A 23,444-nucleotide genomic window follows, 5' to 3' on the forward strand; every position below is an offset into this window, starting at 1 on the left:
AAAGTCCTTTTGGCATCTATCAGAAAGCGTATTAATATGCTTTTCCCCAATAGACCATGTGCTTTGCTTCTTTACTACAGCAAATACATTCGTCAGCTAAATGTTCTTGCTCAAAAGGCATACAACGTGAAGATACTCCAACTTCTTCTTTTAATTTCTCTTCACAAGCTAGTTCTCCACACCACATCGCCTTAATAAACCCTTGCTTTTCATCAGCTGCTTTTTTCATCTCTTCGAAATTCGTCACACTATACGTATTCTCATCGCGAAATACTTTTGCTTTATTAAATAAAGAATGATGAATTTCCTCCAGTAATGATGGAATGCGTTCTTCTAATTGATCCATTGATATACATTCTTTTTCTTTCGTATCTCTTCTTACAAGTACAACTTGATTCTTTTCAATATCCTTTGGACCCACTTCTAATCGAATTGGAATTCCCTTCATTTCATACTCATTAAATTTCCAGCCCGGTGTTTTATTGCTAGCATCTATTTTTACACGCGCAACCTTCTGAATCCGTCCTTGTAACTCTGTTGCTTTTTCTAACACGCCTTCTTTATGCTGAGCAATAGGTACAATAACAACTTGTAATGGAGCGACTTTTGGCGGCATTACAAGTCCGTTATTATCACTATGGACCATAATAAGTCCACCTATCATTCTCGTTGATACACCCCACGAAGTTTGGTGTACATATTGCCACTTACCGTTACGATCTAAAAACTTAATATCAAATACTTCAGAGAAATTCGTTCCAAAGTTATGAGATGTTCCTGTTTGAAGTGCTTTTCCATCATGCATTAAACTTTCAATTGTATAAGTTGCCTTCGCTCCCGCAAACTTTTCTTTTTCTGTTTTTTGTCCTTTAATGACTGGTATCGCTAAGTATTCCTCACAGAAAGAGGCATACAGATTTAAAATATTTAACGTTTCAGCTTGCGATTCTTCTGCCGTTTCATGAATCGTATGGCCTTCTTGCCATAAAAATTCAGTTGTACGAAGGAATGGTCTCGTTGTCTTTTCCCAACGAACTACTGAACACCACTGATTATATAACTTTGGTAAATCATTATATGATTGAACAATCTTTGAGAAATGCTCACAGAATAAAGTTTCAGATGTAGGACGTACACAAAGTCTTTCCGCTAACTTTTCATCCCCGCCATGCGTAACCCATGCTACTTCAGGAGCAAATCCTTCAACATGATCCTTCTCTTTTTGCAATAAACTCTCTGGAATAAACATTGGCATATACACATTCTCATGACCAGTTTCTTTTAACTTTTCATCCATCACTTTCTGCATATTCTCCCATAAGGCATAACCGTACGGACGCAGAATCATACACCCTTTTACACTTGAATAGTCAACAAGTTCAGCTTTTTTTACAATATCGGTATACCACTGTGCAAAGTCCTCTTCCATCTTCGTAATGGCTTGCACTTGTTCTTTTGCCATAGTCAGTCTTCCTCCTTTTAGAAAATACAAAAAAGCCCGCGCCCCTAAATAGGGACCGAGCTTTGCCGGCGTTACCACCCTGATTCATACACAAAAATTGTATATGCTCTCTTTTTGATAACGGGAATTTCCCGCTGCATATGCAGAACTCAAAGGTAGGTTCCATATCGCCCTTTAAGAATCTTTCAGCCAAACGGATTCTCTCTCTGCAAAAAAGGTTGGACATGTACTAGTCCTTTTTCAGCGTTATAACGAAATAAATTTGTTGATTATCATAATACAAATTCTTTTTTAAAACAATAGCTAATTTTCTTATTTTTATATATTCTTTTCATTTTTTGTAGTTTTATACGTAGCTCTTTCGAACGATTTTCACAAGTTGATGTGCAACCATACCGATAAGTGTACCAAGTAGAACGAAGAAACAAATAAATCCATATCCCATTCCTTCCCACCCACCAATAGCTATCATTGTTACAGGAAAGAAAGCTAAACAAAGAAGTACTAAACTAAGTGAAAATATAATATCAAACTGTTTGTCTGGAAAACGTTTCTTTAGTAAATATGAAATAGCAAATACTAGGAGAATCGTGATTCCACCAATGATGTAAAAAATACCAAATCCATCTAGCCAGTCCATAGTATTCCCTCCTTTCATTCAATCCCTTATACTTATTATATGTTTAATTTTTCTGAAAATAAATAATAAATTTTATTCAGAAACATATTTTTATTACTAGGTATTAATAGTAATATATAAGAATAGGTTTTATATAATTAGGAGGATTACTTTATGGATAAAGCATTAACTAATCGTGTCATTATTTTATCATTCGACTGTTTATCAGCTTTAGATTTTCCTATACTACAAAAATTACCTAACTTCCAATCTCTAATAAAAAAGGGCGCGGTTGTAGAAAAAGTAGAACCAATTTATCCTTCTGTAACATATCCAAGCCACTCAACAATCGTTACTGGAAACTACCCTAATAAACATGGTGTTGTTAGCAATACTTTACTTCAACCAGGACGTGAATCACCAGATTGGCATTGGTACCGAAAATCGATAAAAGGAACAACATTATATGATGAAGCACGCAAAGCAAATTTAACGACAGCAGCCCTTCTTTGGCCTGTTACTGGAAGAGCAAACATTGATTACAATTTACCGGAAATCTTTCCAAATAGACCGTGGCAAAATCAAATTTTAGTTTCATTATTTAGCGGTAGCCCGCTATACCAATTAGATTTAAATCGACGGTTCGGTCATATACGAAATGGATTATCACAACCTGAACTCGATGATTTCGTTCTTGCTTCTGCTGTACATACAATCCTTACAAAAAGGCCTAATGTCATGTTTGTGCATTTCACTGATTTAGACACACAAAGACACTATCATGGCTTTGAATCTAACGAAACAATAGCAGCTATCCATAGGCACGACGAACGTCTAGGAAAAATTATTCATGCATTAAAAGAAAGTGGAATATACGAAGAAAGTACAATTATTGCCCTTGGTGATCATAGCGCTTTAAGTGAAAACAAATCAATTCAATTAAATGTGCTATTCCATCAAAAAGAGCTTATATCTCTAAATAAAGAAGGTAAATTAGTAGACTGGAAGGCCTACTGTCAAAGTTGCGACGGTTCTGCCTATGTATATGTGAAAGACAAAAACGATACGGATACCATTCGGGAAGTACAACTACTTCTTGAAGAACTGCTTCAAAATAAACAAAATGGCATTGAATTTATACTTCATGATGAAGCGGTGAAAGAATCCGGTGCAGATGGTAATTGTTTATTTATGTTGGAAGCACAAGAGGGGTATTATTTCACTGAAAATTATACCGGTGATTTTATAAAAGAAATTACTAAAAAAGATGTTACTTCTAGTAAAAAATATACATTTGGAACTCATGGTTACTCCCCAACAAAGCCTAACTATGAAACAATTTTTATCGCTGCTGGAAAAGGTATTCAAAGTGGCGTTACAATCCCGTATATGAGACTTATTGATGAAGGTCCGACTATCGCAAGATTACTCGGTTTGCACTTAGGCGAAACAGACGGATCCATTATAGAGGATTTACTACAATTGTAAAGAACTGTGTATATATGTAAAAGTTATGTAAAAATCATCACTGTTTCTCTTTTTATAATTTTTATTTTTGTACACTGTTAGTAGAACAATTTAAGGGGGAACATTATATGAAAAAAATGTCCAGACAAGAAAAAAGCTGGATATTATATGATTGGGCGAATTCGGTATATTCGCTCGTCATTACAACTGCACTATTCCCAATTTACTTTAAAGCAGCTGCAAAAGAAGCTGGACTATCTGGTGCAACTTCAACAGCATATTGGGGATATGCAAACTCATTCGCTACACTTTTAATTTCTATACTTGCTCCTATTCTCGGCACAGTTGCTGATTATAAAGGGTTTAAAAAACGATTTTTCACATTCTTCTTTGGACTCGGCATCGTATTTACAAGTATGCTAGCAGTCGTCCCAACATCCCAGTGGTACTTATTACTAGGTTGCTATATGCTAGCACTAGTTGGTTTTGCTGGAGCAAACATTTTTTATGATGCATTTTTAGTAGATGTCACCTCTGAAGATAGAATGGACAAAATTTCTACGAGAGGTTTCGCTTTAGGCTATATTGGGAGTACAATTCCTTTTATCGGTTGTATCGCTCTTATTATTCTTGCTCAAAAAGGAACTATCCCTTTATCAGTCGGCATTGCTAGTCAAATTTCCTTTGCGACAACAGCTCTTTGGTGGGGGTTATTTACAATTCCAATGCTAAAAAACGTAGAGCAAACACACTATATTGAACGTCATCCAAGGCCAATTGCAATGAGCTTCAAGCGCCTTGCTAGTACTTTTAAAAATATTAAAGAATATAAAACAGTATTTATGTTCCTAATCGCTTACTTTTTCTATATTGATGGGGTCGATACAATTATTACTATGTCTACCGCTTACGGAACAGATCTCGGTATCAGTGCAACTAATCTATTAATCATCTTATTTGTCACACAAATTGTAGCTTGTCCATTCGCTTTATTGTATGGAAAACTATCCGAAACATTTACCGGTAAAAAAATGCTATATGTAGGTATCATTATTTATATCATTATTTGCACATATGCCTATTTCTTAAAAACGACACTTGATTTTTGGATTTTAGCAATGTTAGTTGCCACTTCTCAAGGTGGTATTCAAGCACTTAGTCGTTCCTATTTTGCAAAACTAGTACCTAAAGAATCGGCAAATGAATTCTTCGGATTTTATAATATATTTGGCAAGTTTGCCGCGATCATGGGTCCAGTATTAGTCGGTGTTACAACGCAATTAACGGGAAAAACAAACGCTGGTGTCCTTAGTATTATCGTATTGTTTATTATCGGTGGATTCTTATTAACTAGAGTTCCTGAAAATGATACACCCGTTACACCACCTAATCCGAAAACTAAAACGCTATAAAAAAAGATCCCCTTCACACAAGAAGAGGATCTTTCTTTATTATTAACGATAACGCTTTACAAGTAAAAACTCTACAGCTGGCTTTACAACTCTAGCGGCACATAACGTAAGTAAAAGCGGTACATCATGAAAATCTATCCATTTATTAAAACCTACCGATGCGAAAAAAAACCAAAAAATAAATACAATGCGTACATAATATGTAACATTTGCACTTGTTTTTCATGCATGTTTTTCTAAATCTTTCTTCTCCTCATTTGCCCCTTCAACATTATGCGATGCTACAAATAAATAGTGCATACCAGTTTACTTGAAGTTCAATTAACCAATAGTAAAGTGCAAATGCTAGCATACTTATAACTACTAATGCCGTAACTAAAAGACTTATTTTCTCTTTCCCCTACAGCTTATACAAAAATAGTTTATCAACAGTTGTTCCCAATACTTCCGCTAAACGAAAAGCTAACGCTAAGCTTGGATCATATTTATTATTCTCAATTGCATTTATCGTCTGTCTTGATACGCTACACTTATCAGCTAATGCACCTTGTGAAATATTATTTTCAGTGCGCAATTCATAGATTTGATTTTTCACATCGTTTCTCCTAACCTGTAAAATTATTTTTACAACATCAGTATATAGTTGGTACATTTCATTGTCAAAAGATTCCCATAGGAAAAGGGAGCAGTTCTGCTCCCTTACAATAGCTATTTCGAAGCGAATGAATTCGTTAGTCCCTCTTTATTAGCAACATCTTCTTTATCTAGTTGCATACGTAAAACCGGCCCTATCGCTAATAAAATAAGTGACATCGCTATACAAAATACAATAACTAATGAAGTCATTTCCTTCAATCCTCCAGCTAGTGATGTTCCAATTAACATTGCCCCCATAAACATTGGTAAAATGGTTCCATTCACTCTTCCAATCATATTTTCTGGTACAAGTTGAATCATAAGCGTACCGACAACGATATTAACACAAGCTAAACAAATACCTGTTCCAAATCGCATCAAACTAGTAATCCAAAATGATGTGGACAACCCTTCGACTAAAAATGAGATTGCTAATATACTCATACCAAATACAAACATCTTTTTCGGATTTACTTTTGAAGCGAAAACCGCAGCAACAATACCACCGATTAGCATACCTATTCCATCCGCTGCTGCTAAATATTGAACTGCTTCCTTTTCCATTCCAAGACGTTCTATTACAAGAAACACCTCTAATGGATTCGTTAATCCAACAGCTAAGCCCATAATTGTGAAAGTGATCGTAATCATACGTAAATTTTTCGTATGAAGAACGTATTTCCATCCTTCTTTTATATCATTTTTTAATGATTCCTTCACTGCTTGCTCTTGTTCAATCCATTTCGGTAAAAATGAAAGGGCGATAGCAGATAATAAAAATAAAATGATTAAACTATATAGTGACGTAAATAAACCAAGTTGTGTATACACAAGCGATCCTACAACTGGTCCGAAAATCATAAACAATGACTGTAATGTTTGGTTAAATGCAATCGCATTTGCTACCTGTTCTTCCTTTACATAGCGCTTAAATATGCGTGAAGATGAAGGCTGAGAAAACTGACCTACAATTGCGGAAACGAGTGTCGCAAAAAATATTGCCTGCCAGTAATCAATCTTTAACAATAAAACAATCCCTATAATAGACAGTACACTTAACACATCCCCAGCAACCATTGTTCTTTTCGGGTTCCAGCGATCTGCTAACGCGCCACCAATGAAAGAAAAAATAAAAATAGGTGCATATTCCATGACCGATAATAGTGACACTGAAACTGGATCATTATTCGTCCGCTCCATTATGAAATACAATAGGGCCATATTTCTGATCCAAATCGCAAATTGTTGTAAAATATCGGATGCCATAACGAGCATAAATGCTCGATTTTTAAATAAAGCTTTCATTTCCGCTCCTCCTTTTATAAACCGACCATTCGGTCTAATTCGTTTTAAAAGAAAAGCCGCTGACTTATTATTCAGCTGCCATCCCTTTTAACAATACATCTATTGCCTTTTTATAAACTCGCTTTAACTCGTTATAATCTAGCTCATAGTAAAGCACTCCAAGCCCTGATAATAAGCCATGTACAATATACATCAAATCGCGCGCATTTTCTTCACGAAACTCTCCAGACTGTATACCTGTTTCGATTAATCTCTCAAACATAACATATGATTCTCTAGTTAAAGCTAATAATTCATCTAGAACCTCTTTGCTCACAACTTGGCTCATAGAAAATTCCTCTATTGCACTCGAAATAGGTTGTTGTATATCCTCTACATAATATTCTGCGAGACCATATAATTTTTCAATACTAGTACTATACAACTTCTCTTTTTCATTCCATTTTTCAAGCCAATCATACGTATGCTGTTTTACTACAAATAAAAATAATTCTTCTTTACTTTTAAAATGGTAATAAATACTCCCTTTACTTCGCTCTGTAATTTCACAAATATCTTCCATAGATGTGGCTGCATAGCCTTTTTGTGAAAACAGATTTTCTGCTTTGTATGCAATTTCCTTCTTTATCTCTTCTGCGCTTTTTCTCATACTCACACCTCTTTAAACCGACCGTTCAGTCTAATGATAACAAATGAAAAACCTCTTTCGCAAGAGGCTATATTCCTTATTTACGAAAACGTACTTTCAAACCAAGTTCGGATCATATGTATTGTTCCAAATTTAAATCCAAGTTTAACAAGAAATACACCTCCAGCAACTAATAAAAACAATGCTACTTTCCCTTTATTTTTCACTTTCGGTTCCCTTCCCATTTCCATTCTCCTTATCATGTTAAAAATATTAAACAAACGTTTATTTAACTGTTAGTTTGCGTATGTAAGCCAACTAATCAAACGTTTGTTTAAAAAAGAAATACGCCTATATAAGGCGTATTCTTATCAATCACCGCCACCACCGCAACTACCTCCACTATCTCCTCCAAAAGACCCTCCACAGTCATGTGAACTGCTATCATGTGAGCTGTCATTATTATCAGATCCAGCAAAGAAAAAAAGCGGTGATGAGTTATTAGACGAATTATGTATGTTATTTTGTTTCGTAAGGTTTACTTTCTTTTTGTTTGATCGAACAGCTATTACAATTATTCCAATGACAACAAATAATAGTATGACAATAATAAATTCCATATAAAAACCTCCCTAATTCTCGAATAATTGAATGGTTCTCTCTAAATTTTCAAGTGAAATAAAGCGCGATTCACGAAGGATCTCTTTTCCATTATGAAATAACAAAATTGTCGGCCCTGTAAATACTGCATATCGCCCCGCAACTTCTTGCATGTCTTGTAGTAATATCTCTATTTTCTCTACGTAATCATAATTCTCTAATACGTAATTTACTTTCCTTAACATGACATCACAAACACCACAATTTTCTGTTTTAATAAATAGAAGTACTAATTGCTGTTCTACAATATATGTTGCTAATTCTTCTATCGTTTCAAATGTATTCATCTTATCCCTCTTAACTTAATTTAAGAAATGCTGAACTATCTTTCTCTTTTCCATTACCTGCTGAAAACACAACGTTTTTGCTGTTAACCCTTCTTGTAATTTTTTCCTCTCTACTTCATCATAACAGCAAGCAATTAAATCTTCTATTTTTAATATATCTTTTGTAATTCCATTTTTGCTGGAATCATTCCCGCATTTTTTCAATTTTATAGCTCATCCTTAACTCTAGAGGTACCATTAAAAGATCTTCTAATTGTAGTGGTTTTCCTTTTCTCGAAATATAATCCAGATCACCATTCCAGATTGCTTGTCGAACCTTTTCTTCAGCAATGTTCAAAAACACATCCACACTATCCTCTCACTTACATATTTTTACTATTATTTTATATGAAATTTCACCATCTTACCACACCATTACAAGTTGACTTCATACAATTTTTTCTCAAATTTATTTATAATAAGCTATTTTCTTCCTCACCGGTCTTTCATTTTCATATGCAGTTTGTATTAAAGCCTTTTTGTATTGAGAAAGTCTTTCTTCATACAATAAAGCGTTTACACTAAATCTTACATTTGTTACGATTTAATCACCCCAGCTCCCTTGTATAGACTTCGTGATGTCTGATCATTTTTATCTAGACGTTTCATACGTCTAGATTCACTTTGATTTATCGGCAAATGCCTTTAAATATATCTTTTACCTTGAAAGGGGAAATGACTATGAGGTCAAAAAAACTCACATTACTATTGCTATCTCTACTACTCTTCTTACCTCTTTTTCTCGCAAATTTTATTACTCCAAATCTCGCATCAGCAAATTCACCAACTCAAAACCAAAAAATTATTGGGTACTTTCCTTCGTGGGGCATCTACGGACGTAATTATCAAGTTGCAGACATCGATGCATCAAAGCTCACTCATTTAAACTATGCGTTTGCTGATATTTGCTGGAATGGAAAACATGGAAATCCTTCTACACATCCCGATAATCCAAATAAACAAACATGGAACTGTAAAGAATCTGGTGTACCGTTGCAAAATAAAGAAGTTCCTAATGGTACTCTCGTATTAGGTGAGCCCTGGGCTGATGTCACAAAATCTTATCCAGGATCAGGTACCACTTGGGAAGATTGTGATAAATATGCCCGTTGTGGCAACTTCGGAGAATTAAAACGACTAAAAGCTAAATACCCTCATTTAAAAACCATTATTTCCGTCGGAGGCTGGACTTGGTCTAATCGATTTTCTGATATGGCAGCTGATGAAAAAACTAGAAAAGTATTCGCAGAATCAACAGTCGATTTCCTACGTGTATACGGATTTGACGGTGTCGATTTAGACTGGGAATATCCAGGTGTTGAAACGATTCCTGGTGGTAGTTACCGTCCTGAAGATAAACAGAATTTCACGCTCCTTCTTCAAGATGTCCGAAATGCTTTAAATAAAGCCGGTACTGAAGATGGAAAACAATATTTATTAACAATTGCTTCAGGGGCAAGTCAACGTTATGCCGATCATACAGAGTTAAAGAAAATCTCTCAAATACTCGATTGGATTAATATTATGACATATGATTTCCACGGCGGTTGGGAAGCAACTTCTAACCATAATGCCGCATTATATAAAGATCCGAATGATCCAGCAGCTGATACGAAATTTTACGTAGATGGAGCTATTGACGTTTATAAAAATGAAGGTGTACCAGCTGATAAACTCGTATTAGGCGTACCATTTTACGGACGTGGTTGGAAAAGTTGTGGAAAAGATAATAATGGGCAATATCAACCATGTAAACCAGGTAGTGATGGCAAACTAGCATCTAAAGGTACTTGGGATGATTATTCTACTGGTGATACGGGTGTTTATGATTACGGTGATTTAGCAGCGAATTACGTAAACAAAAATGGTTTTGTACGCTATTGGAATGATACAGCTAAAGTACCTTATTTATACAATGCTACTACAGGCACATTTATTAGCTACGATGACAATGAATCTATGAAATATAAAACAGATTATATAAAAACGAAAGGTTTAAGTGGGGCAATGTTTTGGGAACTTAGTGGTGACTGTCGCACAAGTCCAAAATATAGCTGTAGTGGTCCAAAATTGCTTGATACGTTAGTAACCGAATTACTTGGTGGACCTATCAGTCAAAAAGATACTGAATCACCAACGAACGTAAAAAACATTGTGGTTACTAATAAAACCTCAAGCTTGGTCCAATTAAGCTGGACTGCATCTACTGATAATGTAGGAGTTACTGAGTATGAAGTTACTGCTGGGGAAGAAAAATGGAGTACAACATCAAATAGCATTACAATTAAAAGTTTGAAACCTAATACGGAATACACTTTTTCAATACTAGCAAAGGACGCTGCCGGGAATAAATCACAACCTAATTCTATTATTGTAAAAACTGATGATGCTAACACAACACCTCCTGATGGTAATGGTAAGGCTACATTTTCAGTTACTTCAAATTGGGGAAGTGGCTATAACTTCTCAATTGTAATTAAAAATAACGGCACAAGCCCTATTAAAAACTGGAAGTTAGAATTTGATTATAACGGCAATTTAACACAAGTTTGGGATTCTAAAATTAGCAGTAAAACAAATAATCATTATATAATTACAAATGCCGGATGGAACGGTGAAATTCCTCCTGGTGGATCCATTACAATAGGAGGTGCAGGAACAGGTAACCCTGCCGAACTTTTAAATGCCGTTATTAGCGAAAACTAGACGTAACATTCTTTAATTGTTTCACTCAAGTTTGAATTTAGGTTTGAATAATCTTTCCTAAATTCAAACTTTTAATTTTTCGAAAAATCACAAATTAAAATTACTATAACCGATTATAATTATATTTAGTTTTCAATATGAAGTTTGCGTGAAGTTCATCTGAATTTTACATGAATTTCCTTTAATTTCTATTGTCTTCCCATACTAATCACCTTATTCTTTATATATAGAAATAATTTTCATTCCATTTCAAACTATCTATATATACAAAAAAAGATAGTTGCCTATTAGGGAAAGGCGTCTAATATTATTATAAATATAAACATAATCGCAGAAAAAGCACGCTTATAAGCGCACCATAAGAGTGCTTCTTCATACAATTCTCATGTAAGAGTTCTCGAAAATCATGTTAATCACAAAGAAAAGGCCGTAGCTTATATAAGCTACGGCCTTTTCTTTGTGATTATTTTTAAACGTTCCATTCTTCGATATTCCATACTTTCGTTATCCACGTTTCATAGAAAGAAGCTCATGTGAAACGTTTAAAACTGTTAAAAGACTTTTTCTATTTTTTCATATAAGGAGCTAATACACTTAAAATTTCTTCCTTATCCTTCTTTAACTCCAATGATGTTAACATATCCATCGTTCGAGGACGAGGTAATTTCACTTGCACTTCACCAACTATTGATGCTGGTCTTTGAGATAAAATAAATACGCGATCAGAAAGTAAAATTGCTTCATCTAAGTCGTGTGTAACCATAACAATTGTTTGCTTTTCTTGATGCCAAGAATTTAAAAGCCAACTGTGTACTTCCATTTTTGTAAATGCATCTAATTTTCCAAAAGGCTCATCAAGTAGCATAATTGGCTTCTCACATAAGTATGTACGAAGAAAGCTAATTCTTTGGCGCATACCACCAGATAATGCATCAGGATAATGATCCGCATATTCATCTAACTCAAACTGCTTTAATGCTTCCATTCCTTCTGTTAACCTTTGTTTTTTAGATTTCCCCTCAATTTCTAATGGAAGAACAATATTTTGTAAAGCCGATCGCCACGGTAATAATAAATCTTGTTGTGGCATATAGCTTACAACATCTTGTTTTCTCACATGTTCCTCATTATAAAATACCTCTCCACTCGTTGGCTCTTCAACACTCGCAATCATATTTAACAATGTGCTTTTCCCACAACCACTTGGACCGACAAAAGAGACAAACTCTCCCTCCTGTATAGAGGCACTAATATTTGCTAATACATTCTTTCCATCGAAAGATTTCACAATATCTTTTATTTGTAATCCGCTCATTTTTCACTTGGAAGGAATTCATTTGTAAAAGCATTTTTTACATCAATTTTCTTTTTAATAACTTTGTTGTCGTATAAGAAATTCATGTAATTCGTCCAAACTTCTTCCTTCTGTACTCCCCACGCTTTTGCATCATCTTGATACTTCGTACTTAACCACTTTTGACTTTCTTGTACTAATTCCTTATTCACATCTGGAACAGCTTTAATTAAAATATCAGCAGCTTCTTTCGGCTCTTTAATTGCAAAATTATAACCTTCTGTCGTTGCAGTCATAAACTTTTTCACGAAGTCTTTATCTTGCTTCGTATGTTTTTCACTCGTAATAATAACAGGACTATAGAAATCAAGCGCTGGATCTAAGTCTTTCACCATAATCGTATTTAACTCTTTTCCTTGACGCTTCGCTTCAATGCCATCCCATCCATAATAAATCCATTCAAAGTCCGCATCACGACCGATTGATTTGAAGAAGTCTGTTTGTCCTAAGATGATTTTTTCGACTTTATTAAAATCAGCTTGATGTTTCTCCATAATTGTTTTTAACGTCGCTTCTTCTGCTGGTCCTCCCCAGCCACCATAACGTTTACCTTCAAAGTCTTTCGGTGACGTCATATTATCTTTTTTTAGTGATGCAAAAGCAGAGGTATTATGCTGAATAATTGCACCAACAGAAACAACTGGGATTCCTTCAACACGAGCTAATGTTACATTTTCCTGTGCGCTTATCGCAAAATCTGCTTTCCCAGAAGCAATCATCTGCTCTGCTGTGACATTATCACCAGGCTGGATAATTTCTACATCAAGCCCTTGTTTTTTGTAATAGTCTTTCGTTTTCGCTACATATAAGCCAGTATGATTCGTATTTGGAAACCAATCTAAAACAACTTTTACTTTTTTATCTTTACTTGCACTTTCTTCTTTCTTCGCCGGATTACACCCAGCCACACTTACTGCTAATAAAGCAGCTAACATAATTTTTAAACCTTTTTTCATTTTCTGCCGTCCTTTCTATATATCCATGGTGCTGTTATTCTTGCCATAAACTCCACGATAAAATACAGGCATAATGTCACCATGACGATAATTGCTGCAACACCAAATACTCGAGCAGTTAAAAAGGATTTTGTAGCTCTCGTAAGCATAACCCCTAACCCTTCACTTGCACCGAGCCATTCTCCGATAATTGCCCCCATCACGCTATATGTAACTGCAATTTTTAAACCCGAGAAAAAGTATGGGAGCACTGCCGGAAACTTTACTTTCTGGTAAACTTGCCATTTCGTTGCTTTCATTGTTTGCAACAATTTCAACATATTTTTATCTACAGTTTGAAAACCTTCTAAAATACTAAGCGCAATTGGGAAGAAACAAACGAGTATGACGACCATTACTTTCGGCAACATCCCATATCCAAACCAAATAATAAATAACGGTGCAAGTACAACGATTGGAATCGTTTGCGAAATAACGAGCAACGGATTTATTAAAATACGAAATAAAGGTATCACGTCCATAATAATTGCAATACTCGTCCCAAGTAAAATCGCAAAAAATAGTCCGATTATAACTTCCTGCAGTGTTTGCATCGTATTTGGTAATAGTAAATCCTTCATTCCAATTAATTCTTGAACAATGGCAGAAGGCTTTGGTAAAATCCACGGTTCGATTTTAAATAATGAAACAGATCCTTCCCATATCGCAATGAGAAGGATAAGCCAAATTGTTGTAATAAGTTTAGATTGCTTCTGGTTTTGCATATTCATCACGGTACTTCCAAACCTTTTCATCTATCGTTACACCAGTGCTTGGACGATAATGGATTTTAATAGAAGTAATCACTTCTTCAGCTCCAGCATCGACGCAAGCTTGCTGCGCACGTTTCACGACATCAAGAAGTACATCTAATTCTCCTTCCAACGTTGTTTCCATTGCTCCTACTTCATAACGAACTCCCGATTGTTGTACAACTTCAATTGCTTTATCAACAACAGAATATACATCTTTTGTTTTTGCTTGCGGTACTACTGAAAATGACATTGTAACTTGTTGTGACATAATAAAATCCCCCTTATAAAATATGTTTCCAAAAAAAGAAAAGGCTTTCCTACCATGTAGGAAAGCCTTGTATACAAGTTATTCTATAATAACTTATGCTACATCACTTTAAAGTAACTCCCTACGCTGGCATTATCCAGATCAGGTTGAGGGTCGATGTATACTTACATCCTCTCAGCCAATTGGCTCCCCGGTTCTTAATTCGTTCTCATTGTAGCATGATTTATTTTATTGAACAAACAAAAGCGTACATAATCATTTCATTACTTTTGGAAAATATCCAAATTTTTCACCATGAGCTAATAACAACTGAATAAATTCTTTATTAATCGCTGGCACTATCAGCTCTTTTTTCTTAATCCATTCATTTGTTCTACGAGTACCCATGACAATTTCAGATTGCTGTGCTCCATCTCCTGCAACTTGAGAAGCAATTAACTCTGATATTTCTTCATTTCCTTTTGCTAATTCAAGCCCGATATTTACATATTCCGAAAGTGGAACCATTTCAAGATTGTATCCACATCCCTCAATTAGCTTTATAAAATGTTCAAATTCAACTTGATGTGGATGACAAATATGTAACGTCTCTCCTACAATTTTTGGATCTTGTAAATACGATACAATCGACTTACTGGCAAAGTCAATTGGTGTAAAATCAACTTTCCACTTCACATTTGGTGCCTTTCCAATTAGAAGCATCGTTTTAATAAGACGATAAAATGCATTTCCTTCAATGTTTTGTTGGAACGAACCCGTTTCTGAATGACATGCTAGGTTACCTGCACGATAAATATTCCCTCGTATGCCGCTCTTCAAAGCTTCACGAACAAGATTTTCCGCCTGTAGTTTACTATCGGAATACACATTCTCTAACTCTACATTATAATTGAAATCACCTGTTTCCATATATGTATCCCATTGCTCTACCGCTAATTCTATCGGAATACCAATTGTAGAGATAAAGTGGAATGTAGCACCATTCCCGGCTAACGCTAGCATACGGCTCGTGCCTTGGACGTTCACATTTTTAAATTGTTTTACATCTCCAAAATGTCTTACATCTGCACCGCAATGAATTACCGTATCGACCTTAGAACTAATTAAAATAAATTCCTCTTCGCTCATCCCAAGATACTCTTCTCCCAAATCACCAGGTACAGCCTGTATACGCTGTAACCACTCTTCACATATATCATTAAAGTAGCTTGTTAATGTATCGATAATTCTTTGTTGCACATCTTTCGTCGGTCTTACTAAACAATAAATGGTAGCAGATGTATCTCTCAATAATTCATATAATATGTGCGACCCCAAATAACCAGTAGCTCCAGTTAAAAAGACATTTGAGATGTTAGTGTCTTCTAAAACATTCGAATAAGTAATAGTATTCGGTTCGTGAATCACCTTATATTCACGAAATACTTCTTCTGTCTCTACTTTTACTTCTCTCTCAATTCTAGCTAATCCATATATCGTTCTTTCTTTAAAGAAATCTTGAATTGTTAAATGTGAAAAATCTTCTTTTAACAATGTTAAGACTCTCAATACTTTCAACGAATGTCCACCAATTGTAAAGAAATCATCATGCACTCCAATTTTTGAAATTCCTAATACCTCTGCCCAAGCTTTCGCTATCTGTTTCTCCGCTTTAATAGAAGGCGCGACATATTCCTGTAGACGAACCGGCTCGTACTTTTCTTCTAATTGAGCTAACTTTTTAACATCAACCTTTTTATTTGGTGTAAGTGGTAGTTCATTAATATAAATTAATTTAGATGGTACCATATAATCCGGTAACTGCTCTTGTAACTGATAAACTAATTCTGGTATTTCCTTTTTGTTCAAAGTTGTATAGAATGCGATTAAATATTGGCTACCTTCCTTGCTCTTCTTAGCAAAAACAGCATTTTCTTTTATATTATGATTTTGAGAAATTTTACTTTGGATTTCTCCTAGTTCAATACGATGTCCTCTAATTTTTACTTGATCATCTTTCCGATGTAAAAACTCTATATTTCCATCCTCTAGCAACTTAACGATATCACCCGTTTTATATATATTAACTATAGGATTAAAGGGGTTCGGAATAAAAGCTTCAATTGTTTTATTAGGCTTATTAAAATACCCTTTTGCTAATCCTACTGAATCTATATATAATTCACCAGGTACACCAATTGGACAAAGATTCATATTCTCATCCAAAATCATAACTTGATAATTAGCACATGGTTTACCAATGGGAATACTCGCAACATCCTCATTTAACTGATTAGGTATTTTATAGGTTGTCGTCACTACAGTACATTCTGTCGGTCCGTATACATTATGAATTTCAACATTTGTACTTATTCTTTCTCTCCACAATCTAATAACCTCTACAGGCAACATTTCACCGCCAATCGCAATTCTTTTCAGGGAAGCTAGCTTATATATATTTTCTTCTGCTAAATAAGTTGCTACTTGTCGAACAAAAATTGTCGCTAATGCCAAGATCGAAGTTGCTTTCACTTTATAGATTGCATTTGCAAATGCTTCTACAGACAATCGCTCTTCCTCTAATAATACATACAAGTTTCCTCCGCAGAATAAAGAAGCAAATGACTCCCATACAGAAGCATCGAAACTAAAGGAAGGAAATTGGGCAAATACATCCTCTTCTGTCAATTCATATTGCTTTTGCATCCAAGTGTACAGATTAACAACGCCTCTATGTGCTAACATCGTTCCCTTTGGATTCCCTGTTGAACCAGATGTATAAATCATATAAGCTACATCATCACAATGAATAGACAACTTTACATCTATATCTTCATAAGTTTCACTATCATACATTGAAACTGTTTGAACCCCATCACATGTTATAGGCGTCTCTTTCATCAATATAACTTTCGCTTGGCTATCTTGAATAATGTACTGTATTCTACTTTCCGGATAATCTGGATCAATCGGAACATACGCTGCACCAGCTTTTAATATAGCTACCATACTTACTACTGTGTCTATGCTACGTTTCATAAATATTCCAACATAGTCTCCTAATTGGACGCCGTTTTTCATTAACATATGAGCTATTTGATTACTTTTTTTATTTAGCTCCTCATAAGTTAAAGTACCTTCCCTTGAAGATAAAGCTATACGATTTGGAAATTGAGTAACAGTATTATAGAACATATCGACGATACTTTTCTCAGGATATACTGCTGTCGTATCATTCACTTGACTATAAAGTGCCATCTCGGCCTCTGTAACAACATTAAAATGTTTTATACATTTATTAGCATTTTGTGATGTATAAATTAAAACACCTTGTATTTGTTGTGCATAACGAGTAATCGTTGTCTCTTTCCAATTAACACTATTAAATATCATTTCTACACTTTGCATATTTTTATTGAATACAAATTGTAACGTATTCTTGTCTTGTAGCTCATAATACGTTTCACCAATAATAATAGGTGACATTTCAGATGAATCATTACTATTTTGAAACGCTACTATTTCTCCCTCGTTCATTTTTTGGATCTGTTCCACTTGCTCTACAATCTGAAAGTTCAAACTTTCATAGGAAAGATAATTAGAAACTTGAATAGTAATAGGAAATAAACTTCCTCTTGTATGGTAAAGCACGATAATGTGCTGTTCTTTAGAAATATGATACAACCACGTTGCAGTTGCTCCTATTAAATCTACAATATGAGTCAATTTTGGAAATGGTATAGTTTTTCTTTTTATTCCAAACTCTATCTTTTGCGCATCTTTAGGTATTTGAATACTCCCTTCTACTTTCCCTAAAAATTCTTTTACCATCTCATTATAAGAAATCGCTAATTTCATATTTATGTAAATTCCTCTCCTAAATATAATAAAGGTGTGAAAATTCACACCTTTATTATCCCGTATTAACGGGCAGATTTGTTCAACTCAAAATCAAAGGGGGCTGCCCCCCTGATTAAAGTTTCACTTTTCCTTATTCGCTTTTAAACTCACCAATTAGCTCTTGTAATTCCTGAGAAAGCCAACTTAAAGAAGTCGCTAATTCTGCAATATCTTGTACTGATATTTCTTGCTCCTTCATGCTTTCTTCAACATTACTACTACTATTCGCATAAGTATTTGCAATATGTGATAATTCATTTACGACTTGAACGATATTCTGGCTATTTTGTAAAATATCACTCGAATTGCCAGAAACAGCTTTCACTTGATTTTTAACAGATTGTGCTGATTTCGAGATTTTTTCAAAGAAAGCACCACTACTTTGAACAAGTGAAATTCCAGATTCTACTTCTTTTGAACCTTTTTGCATTGAAACTACAGCCTCTTCTGTTTCAGCTTGTGTTTCACTAATTAATTTTGCTATATCTTTCGCTGACGTTTCAGTTTGTTCTGCTAATTTACGTACTTCATCAGCAACAACTGCAAATCCTCTTCCAGCTGCTCCAGCACGAGAAGCTTCAATAGAAGCATTTAAAGCTAATAAATTTGTTTGATTTGAAATACCTGTAATTACAGTTACAATATCACTAATTTCTTTTGATCTTGTTTCTAATGAATAAATAATAGAAGATAAATCTTTCACTGCATTTTGGATTAAACTCATTTGATTAATAATTTGTCCAATCACTTCATTACCTTCAATTGAATGTTGCTCCATACCTTCTGAGGCAACCGCAACTTGTTTCGCAGCTCCAGTTATCTCTTCTACCTTATCTTCCATTCCATGCACAATTCCTAAGCATTGTTGGACTGAAGTTTCTTGAGACTGTGCCCCCACTCTTAAACCTTCAATAGAACTTGCAATCTCTTGAACTGCCATGCTATTTTCCTCGGTGCTTGCCGACAATTCATGTGAAGAAGAAGAAACTTGCTCAGCGGTCTGCCTAACTTTATCTATAATCCCTTTAAATTTCTCAATCGTATCATTGAAATAAACATTAATAATTCCAATATCATCTGGTCTTTCTTTTAATTTAATACTTAAGTCACCTTCACCAATCTTACGTAATCCCTCTCGTAAATCTTTTAATGGAGCTAACGAGTTACGTACGATAAAGAATTGAGCAATAGTCGCGATTGCTAATGAAATAATAATAAAGAGTAAACCCTGTATCAAAAAATTCTTCTTTGTACTAGGAACGATAGAAGCATCTAAATCAGCCGCAACAATTGCAACAATATTGTTTTCTCCATCTTTAATTGGTTCTAATATTGTCACCCACGAACCTAATTCATCTTCATATACTTCTGTCATTTGGGCCTTTTTCGTATCCATCACTTTATCATATGCATTCATCCAATGAGTCGGTTGTTCATAATAATCTCCCGACTTTACAGGCACCGCATTTGCTAACTCTGTAGTCAAACCAACGATTTGTAATTCTCGTTTTTCATTCGGCTTTGCTCCTGTAACATACGTTTGTCCCACACTTTTTAAACCTTTTGTCACTTCATCTAATTGCTCTGTTAACTTTTCTTTTTTTACTCTTTCGGTTGTAGGATCTTTCGCCATATCTTTAACTAATTCTGTATCCAAGTCATGTACTACTATCTCTCCTGTTTCAATAGACTGCCTTTCAAATAAAGACATCATACTATTTTGAAACAAATTGAAACTTAACGCGCCCATACTTCCAACAAGCGTCAAAATAACTAATACAGTTAATAAGACGTTCTTTTGAAGAAACGATAACTTATGCCAATACTTTTTCATCAATATTCACCTTCCTTAATTATTTAAAACAAAAAAACAAAATATATGAATATTTTGTTTGAAATGATTCTCAATATGTTCGAGAATAAAAAAAGACCAATGTAAAAAGCATTGGTCAAGACCAACCCTATCCGTCCGGTAACTGGCTAGCATAGCCTCTCGACCTTAGCCCCTATAGTTTTGCGCCCTCATGTTTCCATCAGTTTGCCTTTCTCGCTGAACGAGTTGAACGATATGGGAGTTCTATGAGAATTAAATTATTCTCTTTCCAAGGTTACAACATTTAAATTAAAATGTCTACTTATTTAGAGATATAAATATAAAATTCTAATGTATTATTTTTTCGAAATAATTTAACAAAATACGTGAATGTTACTTTTTTTATGTTATATAATAAAAAACGTATATAAATCAAAGATCCCTTCGGATATTTCACTAATTTTCATTTAAATTAAATTATTCGAATATATCTTAACTTATGAATTTCGGAGGTAATTTATCATGTTTTGGCTACAATTTCTTACCTTATTACTCTGCATTTTTATTGGTGCACGCCTAGGCGGAGTTGGCTTAGGAGTAATGGGCGGAGTTGGTATGGCAATACTCGTTTTTGTCTTCCACTTGCAACCAACCGCTCCTCCTATCGATGTAATGCTTATGATTTTAGCAGTAATTACTGCTGCTGGTGCTTTACAAGCCGCTGGAGGAATGGACTATCTTGTGCATCTAGCTGAGAAAGCTTTACGAAAAAATCCAAAGCGCATTACATTTTTCGCTCCAATTGTTACTTATTTATTCACACTATGTGCTGGCACTGGTCACGTTGCCTATTCTGTACTTCCTGTTATCGCAGAAGTCTCTCGTGAATCAGGAATTAGACCAGAACGACCAATGTCAATTGCCGTAATTGCTTCTCAACAAGCAATTACAGCTAGTCCCATTTCAGCTGCTACAGTTGCCCTTTTAGCAATGTTAGCTGACTATAAAATTACTTTATTAGATATTTTAAAAGTAAGTATCCCTTCTACTTTCATCGCTTGTATGGTAGCTGCATTCGTTGCTAGTAAAATGGGGAAAGAACTAAATGAAGACCCTGAATACTTAAAACGATTAAAAGAAGGTATGATTCCTAAGCTTGAAGAGAAAAAAGAATTTGTAGGTGTAAAAGGCGCTAAATTATCAGTTATTCTTTTCCTAGTAGGAACTTTCCTTGTCGTACTTCTTGGTTCATTTGAAGCACTTCGTCCAGGATGGATGGTTGACGGGAAGCTAGTTCGTCTTTCCATGCCAAACACAATTGAAATGGTTATGTTAACCATCGCAGCTCTTATTATTATTTTCTGTAAACCAAATGTAGAAAGCATTGTGTCTGGTAACGTCTTTAAAGCTGGAGCAACAGCGGTTGTTGCTATTTTCGGTATCGCTTGGATGGGAGATACTTTCTTTAACGGAAACTTAAATATGATTCAAGGATCAATTCAGCACTTAGTTACAAGTGCACCATGGCTATTTGCTATTGCATTATTCATTCTATCTATTTTACTGTACAGCCAAGCAGCAACAGTTCGTGCCTTAATGCCACTTGGACTGTCTCTTGGTATTCCGCCAGCATTACTGATTGCTATGTTCCCTGCAGTAAACGGATACTTCTTCATTCCAAACTATGGAACAATCGTTGCTGCCATTAACTTCGACCGCACTGGTACAACAGGTATCGGTAAATACGTTTTAAATCATAGCTTCATGATTCCCGGCTTAATCGCAACCTTTACTTCTATCGGAATTGGAATGCTCTTAATTTCAATTATGTTTTAAATAAAAAGCACAAACCTATAATTTAAAAGGGTTTGTGCTTTTTTAATTAAACGTTTGTTTAATTTTTTCAATCAATAACTTCTACAACATACCCTTTCTTTTTTAAACCACTCAATATTTCTTCAATATGATTTCTATCTTTCGTTTCTAATGACAAGTGCAATTGCGCATATCCTGGAAATACCTTTGTACCAATCCGTTCTAAATGTATATTTAATACATTCGCTTCAAAATTTGTTACAATCTGGAGCAAATGATGCAAATAGCCTGGCTTATCTTTAATCATTGTCGCGATGTGAATGAAGCGTCCTGCTTCAACCATTCCATGCTCAATAATACGCGAAATAAAGTTTACATCGACATTTCCACCACTTATTACGGATACGACCTTTTTTTCTTTTATTGGGATTTTGCGATAAAGCAAAGAAGCTAATGAGCTCGCACCAGACCCTTCAACCAACAATTTGTTCCGTTCAAGAAGCATTAACATCGTTCGGGCAATTTCCATTTCATCTACACAAAACACATCGTCCACATAACGTTGTACAAGTTCAAAAGTCAAATCACCTGGCCTTTTAACCGCGATTCCATCCGCCATAGTTGGCGTCGACTCTACTGTTATTACCTTCTTTTCCTCAAGTGACTGTTTCATTCCCGGACAAGCAAGTGTCTGCACCCCGTATATTTTTACTGATGGCTTTTGTTCTTTAATTGCCATCGCAACTCCTGCAATTAATCCTCCACCTCCAATAGGACAAATAACAGCCTCTACATCTTCCAGCTGTTGTAATATTTCCAGACCGACTGTACCTTGACCAGCAATTACTGCTTCATCATCAAATGGATGTACAAATTTCGCTCCTGTCTTCTCTTTTAAATCTAGTGCATAAGCTAACGCATCATCAAATACATCACCTTGTAATTCTACATGTGCACCGTACTTTTTTGTCGCAAGCACCTTACTTAACGGAGCACCTTTTGGCATCACAATCGTACAAGGAATACTAAGCATATTACTAGAATAAGCGACTCCTTGCGCATGATTTCCAGCAGATGCCGCAACAACACCATTTTCTAAATCACCTTTCTCAAGAGAAACCATTTTATTATAAGAACCACGTACTTTAAAAGAGCCTGTCTTTTGTAAATTCTCCAGCTTTAAATACACTTCATTCTGTGATAACTCACTAAATGTACTTGAATAATCTAATGGGGTCATATGTACAATGCCCTTCATTTTCTCATAAGCAGCTATAATATCCTGAAATACAATCATGCCTTCGCCTCCGAAACAATATATGTTTATACATACTAGTTTAGGCG

At 35.0% G+C, this 23,444-nt stretch carries 19 protein-coding genes, 2 pseudogenes, 2 riboswitches and 1 other annotated feature; of the genes and pseudogenes, 4 read left to right on the forward strand and 17 right to left on the reverse strand.

What is annotated here, in order from left to right; all coding sequences use genetic code 11:
* Positions 1-31: 31 nt before the first annotated feature.
* Both proS and ACS2MN_RS23205 read right to left on the reverse strand, forming a co-directional pair.
* The gene (proS, locus tag ACS2MN_RS23200; protein WP_346994887.1) at positions 32-1,462 is read right to left on the reverse strand and encodes a proline--tRNA ligase; all 1,431 of its coding nucleotides are present in this window, start codon (positions 1,460-1,462) and stop codon (positions 32-34) included.
* A gap of 47 nt (positions 1,463-1,509) precedes the next feature.
* Positions 1,510-1,715, reverse strand: a binding site (T-box leader).
* Positions 1,716-1,808: 93 nt separating this feature from the next.
* Positions 1,809-2,102: a YesK-like family protein gene (locus ACS2MN_RS23205; protein WP_000383863.1), complete on the reverse strand. Its 294-nt coding sequence runs from the start codon at positions 2,100-2,102 to the stop codon at positions 1,809-1,811.
* 153 nt (positions 2,103-2,255) lie between these two features.
* Between ACS2MN_RS23205 and ACS2MN_RS23210 the strand changes: the two genes are divergently transcribed.
* Positions 2,256-3,569: an alkaline phosphatase family protein gene (locus ACS2MN_RS23210; RefSeq protein ID WP_000356453.1), complete on the forward strand. Its 1,314-nt coding sequence runs from the start codon at positions 2,256-2,258 to the stop codon at positions 3,567-3,569.
* A 107-nt stretch (positions 3,570-3,676) separates the two neighbouring features.
* Entirely contained in the window at positions 3,677-4,960 is a 1,284-nt protein-coding gene (locus tag ACS2MN_RS23215) for an MFS transporter (RefSeq protein ID WP_098805934.1), read from the forward strand.
* 42 nt (positions 4,961-5,002) lie between these two features.
* On the opposite strand, the pseudogene ACS2MN_RS23220 reads toward ACS2MN_RS23215, so the two are convergent.
* From ACS2MN_RS23220 to ACS2MN_RS23255, 8 genes and pseudogenes are all read right to left on the reverse strand, one after another.
* Positions 5,003-5,312, reverse strand: a pseudogene (locus tag ACS2MN_RS23220) (hypothetical protein).
* Between the two features lie 48 nt (positions 5,313-5,360).
* Positions 5,361-5,612: a helix-turn-helix transcriptional regulator gene (locus tag ACS2MN_RS23225; RefSeq protein ID WP_073990719.1), complete on the reverse strand. Its 252-nt coding sequence runs from the start codon at positions 5,610-5,612 to the stop codon at positions 5,361-5,363.
* A gap of 56 nt (positions 5,613-5,668) precedes the next feature.
* Positions 5,669-6,901, reverse strand: a complete 1,233-nt coding sequence (locus ACS2MN_RS23230) for an MFS transporter (protein ID WP_224993524.1) — start codon at positions 6,899-6,901, stop codon at positions 5,669-5,671.
* A gap of 67 nt (positions 6,902-6,968) precedes the next feature.
* Complete coding sequence (locus ACS2MN_RS23235; protein ID WP_001231936.1) at positions 6,969-7,550, reverse strand: TetR/AcrR family transcriptional regulator; 582 nt, start codon at positions 7,548-7,550, stop codon at positions 6,969-6,971.
* Between the two features lie 80 nt (positions 7,551-7,630).
* Complete coding sequence (locus ACS2MN_RS23240) at positions 7,631-7,774, reverse strand: hypothetical protein (RefSeq protein ID WP_000532280.1); 144 nt, start codon at positions 7,772-7,774, stop codon at positions 7,631-7,633.
* Positions 7,775-7,900: 126 nt separating this feature from the next.
* Entirely contained in the window at positions 7,901-8,149 is a 249-nt protein-coding gene (locus tag ACS2MN_RS23245) for a hypothetical protein (RefSeq protein WP_000394360.1), read from the reverse strand.
* 12 nt (positions 8,150-8,161) lie between these two features.
* Positions 8,162-8,476, reverse strand: coding sequence for a thioredoxin family protein (locus ACS2MN_RS23250; RefSeq protein ID WP_001091218.1), 315 nt, complete (start codon positions 8,474-8,476; stop codon positions 8,162-8,164).
* Between the two features lie 15 nt (positions 8,477-8,491).
* Positions 8,492-8,825 (reverse strand): annotated as a pseudogene (locus ACS2MN_RS23255) (DUF1992 domain-containing protein).
* A gap of 371 nt (positions 8,826-9,196) precedes the next feature.
* Here ACS2MN_RS23255 and ACS2MN_RS23260 point away from each other — a divergent pair.
* A complete protein-coding gene (locus ACS2MN_RS23260) occupies positions 9,197-11,221 on the forward strand; it encodes a glycosyl hydrolase family 18 protein (RefSeq protein WP_001256730.1) in 2,025 nt (674 codons plus the stop codon).
* A gap of 565 nt (positions 11,222-11,786) precedes the next feature.
* Here ACS2MN_RS23260 and ACS2MN_RS23265 read toward each other — a convergent pair.
* From ACS2MN_RS23265 to ACS2MN_RS23290, 6 genes are all read right to left on the reverse strand, one after another.
* Positions 11,787-12,536: an ABC transporter ATP-binding protein gene (locus ACS2MN_RS23265; RefSeq protein ID WP_000016055.1), complete on the reverse strand. Its 750-nt coding sequence runs from the start codon at positions 12,534-12,536 to the stop codon at positions 11,787-11,789.
* Entirely contained in the window at positions 12,533-13,531 is a 999-nt protein-coding gene (locus ACS2MN_RS23270; RefSeq protein WP_346994888.1) for an ABC transporter substrate-binding protein, read from the reverse strand. The genes ACS2MN_RS23265 and ACS2MN_RS23270 overlap by 4 nt, the downstream gene beginning before the upstream one ends.
* Complete coding sequence (locus ACS2MN_RS23275; RefSeq protein ID WP_001057166.1) at positions 13,528-14,301, reverse strand: ABC transporter permease; 774 nt, start codon at positions 14,299-14,301, stop codon at positions 13,528-13,530. Before ACS2MN_RS23275 ends, ACS2MN_RS23270 begins: the two co-directional genes overlap by 4 nt.
* A complete protein-coding gene (locus ACS2MN_RS23280; RefSeq protein ID WP_000082906.1) occupies positions 14,273-14,593 on the reverse strand; it encodes an MTH1187 family thiamine-binding protein in 321 nt (106 codons plus the stop codon). The genes ACS2MN_RS23275 and ACS2MN_RS23280 overlap by 29 nt, the downstream gene beginning before the upstream one ends.
* A 101-nt stretch (positions 14,594-14,694) precedes the next feature.
* Positions 14,695-14,796, reverse strand: a riboswitch (TPP riboswitch).
* 52 nt (positions 14,797-14,848) lie between these two features.
* Positions 14,849-18,430, reverse strand: a complete 3,582-nt coding sequence (locus ACS2MN_RS23285) for a non-ribosomal peptide synthetase family protein (RefSeq protein WP_346994889.1) — start codon at positions 18,428-18,430, stop codon at positions 14,849-14,851.
* A gap of 133 nt (positions 18,431-18,563) precedes the next feature.
* Positions 18,564-20,306 carry a methyl-accepting chemotaxis protein gene (locus ACS2MN_RS23290; RefSeq protein ID WP_088055827.1) on the reverse strand — a complete coding sequence of 581 codons (1,743 nt, stop codon included), beginning with the start codon at positions 20,304-20,306 and terminating at the stop codon, positions 18,564-18,566.
* Between the two features lie 134 nt (positions 20,307-20,440).
* Positions 20,441-20,525, reverse strand: a riboswitch (cyclic di-GMP riboswitch).
* Positions 20,526-20,807: 282 nt separating this feature from the next.
* On the opposite strand from ACS2MN_RS23290, the gene ACS2MN_RS23295 reads away from it, so the two are divergent.
* Entirely contained in the window at positions 20,808-22,121 is a 1,314-nt protein-coding gene (locus tag ACS2MN_RS23295) for an anaerobic C4-dicarboxylate transporter family protein (RefSeq protein WP_000498718.1), read from the forward strand.
* Between the two features lie 67 nt (positions 22,122-22,188).
* On the opposite strand, the gene ilvA is transcribed toward ACS2MN_RS23295, so the two are convergent.
* Positions 22,189-23,397, reverse strand: coding sequence for a threonine ammonia-lyase (ilvA, locus tag ACS2MN_RS23300; RefSeq protein WP_098954541.1), 1,209 nt, complete (start codon positions 23,395-23,397; stop codon positions 22,189-22,191).
* Between the last annotated feature and the right edge of the window lie 47 nt (positions 23,398-23,444).

This window comes from Bacillus cereus group sp. BceL062, assembly GCF_051780025.1.
Classification (GTDB): Bacteria; Bacillota; Bacilli; order Bacillales; family Bacillaceae_G; genus Bacillus_A; species Bacillus_A toyonensis.